Raw genomic sequence first — 1,465 nt, forward strand, 5'->3', positions numbered from 1 at the left:
CCCTGGCGGACCCGGCGGCCGACCGCGTCGAAGACCTGCTCGCCCGCATGACGCTCGAGGAGAAGGCCGGCCAGCTCAACATGGTCTCGGCCGTGCCGGTCCACGAGGCGAAGTTCGAGCCGATCGACCGGGCGCTGAAGGGCGGCGCGGTCGGCGCGATGTTCAACGCGCATGGCTTCGAGACGATGAAGGACCTGCAGGCGCGCGCCGCCCAGAGCCGGCTCGGGATCCCGCTGATCCTCGCGCTCGACGTGGTCCACGGCTATCGCACGATCTTCCCGACGCCGCTCGGCCAGGCGGCGAGCTTCGACATGGAGGCGATCCGCCTCTCCGAGCGCATCGCCTCGCGGGAGGCCGCGGCCGACGGCGTCAACATGCTGCTCACCCCCATGCTCGACGTGTCGCGCGACGCGCGCTGGGGCCGGGTCGTCGAGGGGCCGGGGGAGAGCGCCTGGCTCGCGGCGCGCATCGCCGAGGCGAGGGTCCGGGGCGTCGAGGGCCAGGACCTCGCGGCGCCGGACGCGACGGCCTCATGCGTCAAGCATTTCGGCGCGAACGGCGCGGTCGAGGGCGGGCGCGACTACACGGCGCTCGATCTCTCGGAACGCGCGCTGCGCGAGACCTATCTGCCGCCCTTTCGCGCCGCCGTCGACGCCGGCGCCGCATGCATGATGTCGGCCTTCAACGCGCCGGACGGCGTCCCGACGATCGCGAACCGCCGGCTGCTGACCGGCGTGCTGCGCGGCGAATGGGGGTTCGGCGGCGTGGTCATGAGCGACTTCGAGGCGATTCAGGAGACGATCGCGCATGGCGTCGCGGCCGACCGGACCGACGCCGCGCGGCTCGCCTTCACGGCCGGCGCGGACGTCGACATGCAGTCCCGGGCCTATGTCGAGAAGCTGCCGCTGCTGGTCCGCGAAGGCGCGGTCGACGAGGCGGCGCTCGACGGCGCGGTGCTCCGGGTGCTGCGGCTGAAGCAGCGCCTCGGCCTGCTGGACGATCCTTTGCGGGGGCTGCGCGCGGCGTCCGCGACCGGCCCGATCCCGCCCGAAAGTCTCGCGGCCTCGCAGGACCTCGCGGAAAAGAGCTTCGTGCTGCTCAGGAACGAGCGGCGCGCCCTGCCCTTTTCGCCCGATGTCCGGCGGGTCGCGCTGATCGGTCCGCTCGGCGACTCGCCCGCCGACACGCTCGGGCCCTGGGCCGGACGCGGCGAGCCGTCCGAAACGGTCACGCTGCGCATGGGCCTCGAGCGGCGCCTTCCCGGCGCCACGGTGGAGTTCACGCCGGGCGGCACGGCGGCGGCCTCGCGCGACGAGGAGATCGCGGCCGCGGTCGAGACAGCGCGGCGCGCCGAGGTCGTGGTGCTGGCGCTCGGCGAGCGCTTCGACCAGTCGGGCGAGGGCGCGAGCCGCGCCGAGCTCGGCCTGCCGGGGGACCAGGCGAGGCTCCCCCCCCCCCCCCCCCC

The 1,465-nt window shown here is 74.6% G+C and carries 1 protein-coding gene; it reads left to right on the forward strand.

The window, feature by feature from the left end; genetic code table 11:
* On the forward strand, positions 1-1,465 hold a 1,465-nt coding region (locus tag EK403_RS12685; protein WP_245479684.1), incomplete at both ends, for a glycoside hydrolase family 3 N-terminal domain-containing protein.

This window comes from Hansschlegelia zhihuaiae (assembly GCF_004103825.1).
GTDB classification, from domain to species: domain Bacteria; phylum Pseudomonadota; class Alphaproteobacteria; order Rhizobiales; family Methylopilaceae; genus Methylopila; species Methylopila zhihuaiae.